Source organism: Enterobacter asburiae, from assembly GCF_008080435.1.
Lineage (GTDB): Bacteria > Pseudomonadota > Gammaproteobacteria > Enterobacterales > Enterobacteriaceae > Enterobacter > Enterobacter asburiae_C.
This window is the reverse complement of the sequence record NZ_VRKN01000007.1, coordinates 257900-264303: the sequence shown is the minus strand read 5'-3', so window position 1 is coordinate 264303 and position 6404 is coordinate 257900. Positions and strand designations below refer to the sequence as shown.

The following is a 6404-nucleotide window of genomic DNA, read 5'->3' as shown; positions in this document are numbered from 1 at the left end:
TTGTCCGAAGACATTAAGAATCCATGTCACTTTGAGTGCCCACACAGATTGTCTGATAAATTGTTAAAGAGCAGTGCCGCTTCGCTTTTCGCAGCGGCGCGGGGTGTGCATATTACGCTTTCCCGCTTCAGAGTCAAGCGTTTATTTTCGCTTTTCTCTGCTGACCCGGCGGCGTGTATGCCGTTGTTCCGTGTCAGTGGAGGCGCATTATAGGGAGTTATTCCGACGTGACAAGAGGAAATTTAAAAAAAGTTTCCATCCGCGTTTTTTTTCACCAACAGAGGTGAAATCAAGCTACAAATTGTTCTATTTGATGTATCTGCAACCACAATCACATTCGAGGTGGCATAATTATCAGCATGAATCTTTAAGGAATAAAAGCGATGCCATTAAGCGCACAACAGCTGGCCGCCCAAAAAAACCTGTCGTACGTGCTGGCAGAAAAGCTGGCTCAGCGGATTTTAGCGGGTAAATATGCCCCGGGTAGCATCCTGCCGGGTGAAATGGAGCTGGGTGAGCAGTTTGGGGTGAGCCGTACCGCCGTGCGCGAAGCGGTGAAAACCCTGACGGCAAAAGGTATGGTGCTTCCACGCCCTCGTATTGGCACACGCGTGATGCCGCAAAGTAACTGGAATTTTCTCGATCAGGAGCTGCTCTCCTGGTGGATGACGGAAGATAACTTTCATCAGGTCGTCGATCACTTTCTGGTGATGCGCAGCAGCCTTGAACCTCAGGCATGTCTGCTTGCCGCCATGCTAGGAACGGCAGAGCAGAAAGCACAGCTTAACGCGTTGATGGAAGAGATGGTGTTCCTGAAAAAACACTTCAACCGTGAACGCTGGGTTGAGGTCGATATGGCCTGGCATGAACACATCTATATGATGAGCGCCAATCCGTTCCTCACCTCTTTTGCCTCTTTATTTCATTCGGTGTATCACACCTACTTTACCTCTATTACACAAAACGAAGTGGTAAAACTGGATTTGCATCAGGCGATAGTGGATGCCATCCAGGAAAGCGACGGGCAGCGAGCCCTGAGTGCGTGCCAGGCATTGCTGGCCGCGCCAACCCACCAGCAGGTAAATAAATGACAAAGAAAAAAGCGCGCAGCATGGCCGGATTGCCGTGGATTGCAGCCATGGCGTTTTTTATGCAGGCACTGGATGCCACCATCCTCAACACAGCGCTTCCCGCGATTGCGCAAAGCCTTAACCGCTCCCCACTGGCGATGCAGTCCGCCATCATTAGCTACACCCTGACGGTCGCAATGTTAATTCCGGTCAGCGGCTGGCTGGCCGACCGCTTTGGCACCCGAAGAGTTTTCATGCTGGCCGTAACGCTCTTTACGCTCGGTTCGCTGGCCTGTGCGCTCTCCTCATCCTTAACGGAGCTGGTTATCTTCCGCGTATTACAGGGCATTGGTGGCGCGATGATGATGCCGGTGGCGCGCCTTGCCTTGCTGCGAGCCTACCCCAGGAGCGAACTGCTTCCCGTGCTCAACTTCGTCACCATGCCGGGCCTGGTCGGCCCGATACTTGGCCCGGTACTCGGTGGCGTGTTTGTCACCTGGGCAAGCTGGCACTGGATCTTCCTGATTAATATTCCAATTGGCGTTGCGGGGCTGCTGTATGCCCGCAAATATATGCCGAACTTCACCACGCCAAGGCGCAGCTTCGATATGGGCGGCTTTTTCCTGTTTGGCCTGAGCCTGGTGTTATTCTCCAGCGGGATGGAGCTATTTGGCGAGAAGATCGTTGCGACGTGGATGGCGCTCTCCGTTATCCTCAGCGGTATTCTGTTATTCCTTCTTTATATACGTCACGCGCGCCGTCACCCGACGCCGTTAATCTCCCTGGGGCTCTTTAACACCCGAACGTTTTCCGTAGGGATTGCAGGGAACATTGCGTCTCGTCTGGGGACGGGTTGCGTACCGTTCCTGATGCCATTGATGCTGCAGGTGGGTTTCGGCTACCCGGCCCTGATTGCTGGCTGCATGATGGCGCCCACGGCAATGGGCTCGATTCTGGCAAAATCAACCGTTACACAGGTGCTGCGCTGGTTTGGCTATCGTAAGACACTGGTTGGCGTGACGGTCTTTATCGGTCTGATGATTGCGCAGTTCTCACTGCAATCCGCCGCGTTACCCGTCTGGATGCTAATCCTGCCGCTGTTTGTGTTGGGTATGGCAATGTCGACGCAGTTCACATCGATGAACACCATCACCCTCGCCGATCTGACTGACGAGAACGCCAGTAGCGGCAACAGCGTGCTGGCGGTAACGCAACAGCTGTCGATCAGCTTAGGGGTTGCCGTGAGTGCAGCGGTGCTGAGGTTTTATGAGGGTTTTGACAGCACGAATACCGTTGAGCAGTTCCACTATACCTTTATCACCATGGGCGCACTTACCGTGGTATCGGCGCTGGTCTTTATGCTGTTAAAACCGAAAGACGGCCGAAACCTGATTAAAGAGCGTCACAAAGAGAAAGCTAAACCGAACCGCGTTCCATCAGAACAGGAGTAAGCTGCAGGCGTTGCTGTTGCAGCGTGGGCTGCGCCATACGGTGGATCAATACATCGATGGCCAGCTCGCCCAGTTCATCCTTCGGCTGATGAATAGTGGTCAGCGGCGGCGTCATGTAACGGGCAAGTTCGATATCATCGTAGCCAATCACCGCCATATCGTCCGGCACGCGTAGCCCCGCCTGATACAACGCCTGATAGGCACCAAACGCCATCGCGTCGTTACCGATAAACACCGCCTGCGGGCGCTGCGCTTGTGTCAGCAGTTTCTGCATTGCCTCAAAGCCACCGTTAAATTCAAAGTCGCCGGTGATCCGGTAGCCATCTGGAATGGCGAGCCCTGCTCGTTCCATGGCGGAGAGATATCCTTCCAGACGCAAACGCGCCGGGGTTTTATCCAGCGGACCGGTAATACAGGCGATGCGGGTATAGCCTTTATCAATCAGATGCTGAGTCGCCATATCACCGCCCAGCAGGGAGTTATCCTGAATGAGATCGCTGGTACCGTCGAACGGCGCCCAGTCCATCATCACTGTGGGAATCGAGGGATAGCGCTGGATGATCTCTTTCGAGGGCTGGTGCGTTTCGGTGCAGAGCAGTAGTAGCCCGTCGACGCGTTTTTGCATCAGCGTTTCCAGGTTACGATTCATGCGCTGCTCGTCACCTTCGGTATTACACAGCACCAGGCTGTAGCCACGCTCGAAGCAGCTGCGCTCCACGCCACGAACCAGTTCTGAATAAAAGGGGTTGGTACTGGCGGTGATCAGCATACCGATGGTGCGCGTCTGGTTGAGCTTAAGGCTGCGCGCCAGCGCAGACGGCGCATAGTTGAGATCTTTTACCGCAGCTTCAACTTTCTCCCGAATCGCCTCGCTGACGAAGCGATCGTTGTTTATAACGTGAGAGACCGTCGAGGTAGAAACGCCCGCCATGCGGGCGACATCTTTCATTGTGGCCAAGCGTTACCCCTGCTGACTTAAGAATTCATCGATCTCTTTACGCCACGGAACGGAAGGCTGAGCGCCCTTGCGCGTCACCGCTATCGCGGCGGCAGCGTGAGCGAAGCGGATAGCTTCATCCATTCTCTTGCCTTCCAGCAGCGCGGTCACCAGTGCACCATTGAAGGTATCTCCCGCTGCGATGGTATCAATCGCTTTGACCTTAAAGCCCGGCACGCGACGGCCTTCGCCATTGACGCTTGCCCACACCCCACGGCTACCAAGGGTGATAATCACGGTGCCAATGCCTTTATCATGCAGTGCACGCGCGGCTCGCGCGGCATCGTCATCATTTTCAACGCGAATGCCCGTCAGCTTTTCGGCTTCAGTTTCGTTCGGCGTAATGATGTCCACCAGCGCCAGCAGCTCGTCTGATAATACACGGGCTGGAGCCGGGTTAAGTACGACACTAGTATGATTTTCATGCGCAATTTTGGCGGCGGCCAGCACGCTTTCAACCGGTGACTCCAGCTGCATCAGCAGGGCTTCGGCTCCGCCGATGATTGTACGTTGCGCTTCTACGCGCGCCGTCGTCAGTGCAGCGTTAGCGCCAGCATGAATACCGATGACATTCTCACCTTCCGCGTTGACGAAAATCAGCGCCACGCCGGTAGATTCCCCTGCAACAACGCTGACCGGTGCGATATCAATGTTGTCGCTCGCCAGCTGTTTGCGTACACGCTCACCGGTATCGTCATCACCCGTGCAGGCGATAAACGCAATATTCGCCCCGCTGCGACCGGCGGCGACGGCCTGGTTTGCACCTTTACCGCCAAATGCCACCTGATACTGGTTACCCGTGACGGTTTCGCCCGGTGCAGGGAACGATTCAAGGTTAAGAATGTGATCGGCATTGATACTGCCAAGGACGACGAGTTTGCCTGCGGTTTTCATGGTTGGGTTGTCCATCTGAGAGCGCCACCGGTGTTACCCGGTGGCGTATGCCACACTTTTCTTTATTGGTGTCCCTCAGGCAGCCAGCGACTGCCTGATTCGCCTTTTACTGCTTGATGACCAGCTTCAGGTCAACCGGGTATTTGGCCTGAACCTTTTCGCCCTTCAGCACTTTGTCGGCAGTTTCAACGCCAGTCGCGCCAATCTGCTCAGGCAGCTGAGCGATGGTCGCAGCCAGTTTGCCATCGTTTACTGCTTTTTCACCATCCGGCGTGCCGTCAAATCCGACAACCATCACATCAGATTTACCTGCAGTCTGCAGGGCACGCAGCGCGCCGAGCGCCATTTCGTCGTTCTGCGCGAATACCGCCTGCACGTCAGGATGTGCAGTCAGCAGGTTCTGCATAACGTTCAGACCTTTAGTACGGTCGAAGTCCGCTGGCTGGCTGGCCAGCACGTTGAATTTGTGCGCAGCCACAGCCTGCTGGAAGCCTTCACCACGCTCGCGGGCTGCGGACGTACCGGCAATCCCCTGCAGTTCGATAACTTTCGCGCCTTCGCCGGCTTTCTTCGCGATGTAATCACCAGCGATTTTGCCGCCCAGCACGTTATCAGACGCAATGTGGCTCACAACTTCGCCTTTCGTTGCCTGACGGTCCAGGGTGATCACCGGGATCTTCGCCTGGTTTGCCATCTTCACGGCGTTGCCTACGGCATCGGAATCGGTTGGGTTGATCAGCAGAATTTTGGTGCCACGAACGGTTAAGTCCTGAACGTTAGCCAGCTCTTTCGCCGGGTTATTCTGTGAATCCAGAACCACCAGGTTGTAGCCCAGTTTGTCCGCTTCTTTCTGCGCGCCATCCTTCAGGGAGACGAAGAACGGGTTGTTCAGGGTAGAGACAACCAGCGCGATGGTATCTTTCGCCATAGCGTTAGCACTTACGGTTGCGCTCAGCGCGACAGCAGAAACCAGGGTAGCCAGTTTTTTCATGTTCATATCTAAGATGTCCTGTAGTGTCGTCAGTTACTGTTTTTTGTTGTCTACCAGTACCGCCAGCAAAATCACCACTGCCTTAACGATCATCTGGTAATAGGAGGAAACACCTAACAAATTCAAACCATTATTCAGGAAACCGAGGATCAGTGCGCCGATCAATGTCCCAACAATACGACCTTTACCGCCCGCAAGGCTCGTACCGCCCAGAACCACTGCTGCAATGGCATCCAGCTCATACCCCGTACCCGCCGTCGGCTGCGCAGAAGAGAGGCGCGCCACTTCGATGATACCTGCCAGTGACGCCAGCAGACCGCACAGGGAGTAAACGATAATTTTGACTTTATTAACGCTAATACCGGACAGGCGCGTTGCCGCTTCGTTTCCGCCCAGCGCATAGATATAACGGCCCAGACGGGTGTGGTGCAGCATGTACCACGCCGCCAGGAAGACGATAGCCATGATCCAGACCGGGGTCGGGACACCCAGCGGGCGACCAATACCGAACCAGCCAAACAGATCCGCGTTATCGGTAAAGCCGGTATTAACCGGGCTGCCGTTGGTATACACCATGGTCACACCGCGCAGCAGCAGCATCATCACCAGCGTGGCAATAAAGGCCTGAACGCGGCCTTTCGCGACAATCACGCCGGTTACGGCGCCAATCGCTGCACCTGCCGCCAGAGCAGCGGCCACGGCTACCAGGGCGTTGACTTCAATGCCAACAATCGAAGCGGCGATCGCACCGGTGAGCGCCAGCAGGGAACCGACGGACAGATCGATACCCGAAGTCAAAATCACCAGCGTCATGCCGACCGCCATAATGGCGTTCACCGACGTCTGCTGCAGAATGTTGAACAGGTTATTAACGGTGAAAAAGTTCGGACTCATGGTCGACACAATCGCGATCAGCACCAGCAGGGCAATCAGCGATTTTTGTTCCAGCAGCCATGCCTTTGTGAAATAACGGCGACCAGCAACAGCCTGGGTAGTCATCT

General features: G+C 55.0%; 7 protein-coding genes. 3 read left to right on the top strand and 4 right to left on the bottom strand.

Annotation, left to right across the window (positions count from 1 at the left end; genetic code table 11):
- The 3 genes from FU672_RS24990 to mdtD all read left to right on the top strand — a co-directional run.
- On the top strand, window positions 1-213 hold a 213-nt coding region (locus tag FU672_RS24990; RefSeq protein ID WP_222848623.1), incomplete at its 5' end, for a hypothetical protein.
- 170 nt (window positions 214-383) lie between these two features.
- Window positions 384-1091 carry a FadR/GntR family transcriptional regulator gene (locus FU672_RS15695; protein ID WP_148243911.1) on the top strand — a complete coding sequence of 236 codons (708 nt, stop codon included), beginning with the start codon at window positions 384-386 and terminating at the stop codon, window positions 1089-1091.
- Window positions 1088-2521, top strand: coding sequence for a multidrug transporter subunit MdtD (gene mdtD, locus FU672_RS15690; RefSeq protein ID WP_148243910.1), 1434 nt, complete (start codon window positions 1088-1090; stop codon window positions 2519-2521). Before FU672_RS15695 ends, mdtD begins: the two co-directional genes overlap by 4 nt.
- Here mdtD and rbsR read toward each other — a convergent pair.
- From rbsR to rbsC, 4 genes are all read right to left on the bottom strand, one after another.
- The gene (gene rbsR, locus FU672_RS15685; RefSeq protein ID WP_072163920.1) at window positions 2487-3479 is read right to left on the bottom strand and encodes a ribose operon transcriptional repressor RbsR; all 993 of its coding nucleotides are present in this window, start codon (window positions 3477-3479) and stop codon (window positions 2487-2489) included. The genes mdtD and rbsR overlap by 35 nt on opposite strands.
- A 3-nt stretch (window positions 3480-3482) precedes the next feature.
- Window positions 3483-4412: a ribokinase gene (rbsK, locus tag FU672_RS15680; protein ID WP_148243920.1), complete on the bottom strand. Its 930-nt coding sequence runs from the start codon at window positions 4410-4412 to the stop codon at window positions 3483-3485.
- Window positions 4413-4518: 106 nt separating this feature from the next.
- Window positions 4519-5409, bottom strand: a complete 891-nt coding sequence (rbsB, locus tag FU672_RS15675; protein ID WP_010426610.1) for a ribose ABC transporter substrate-binding protein RbsB — start codon at window positions 5407-5409, stop codon at window positions 4519-4521.
- A gap of 27 nt (window positions 5410-5436) precedes the next feature.
- The gene (gene rbsC, locus FU672_RS15670; RefSeq protein ID WP_148243909.1) at window positions 5437-6402 is read right to left on the bottom strand and encodes a ribose ABC transporter permease; all 966 of its coding nucleotides are present in this window, start codon (window positions 6400-6402) and stop codon (window positions 5437-5439) included.
- Window positions 6403-6404: the final 2 nt, after the last annotated feature.

Bases quoted from the DNA above. Each gene is read 5' to 3' on its own strand.
- rbsC (WP_148243909.1), bottom strand. From the start codon at position 6,402: ATGACTACCCAGGCTGTTGCTGGTCGCCGTTATTTCACAAAGGCATGG.
- FU672_RS15695 (WP_148243911.1), top strand. From the start codon at position 384: ATGCCATTAAGCGCACAACAGCTGGCCGCCCAAAAAAACCTGTCGTAC.
- rbsB (WP_010426610.1), bottom strand. From the start codon at position 5,409: ATGAACATGAAAAAACTGGCTACCCTGGTTTCTGCTGTCGCGCTGAGC.
- rbsK (WP_148243920.1), bottom strand. From the start codon at position 4,412: ATGAAAACCGCAGGCAAACTCGTCGTCCTTGGCAGTATCAATGCCGAT.
- mdtD (WP_148243910.1), top strand. From the start codon at position 1,088: ATGACAAAGAAAAAAGCGCGCAGCATGGCCGGATTGCCGTGGATTGCA.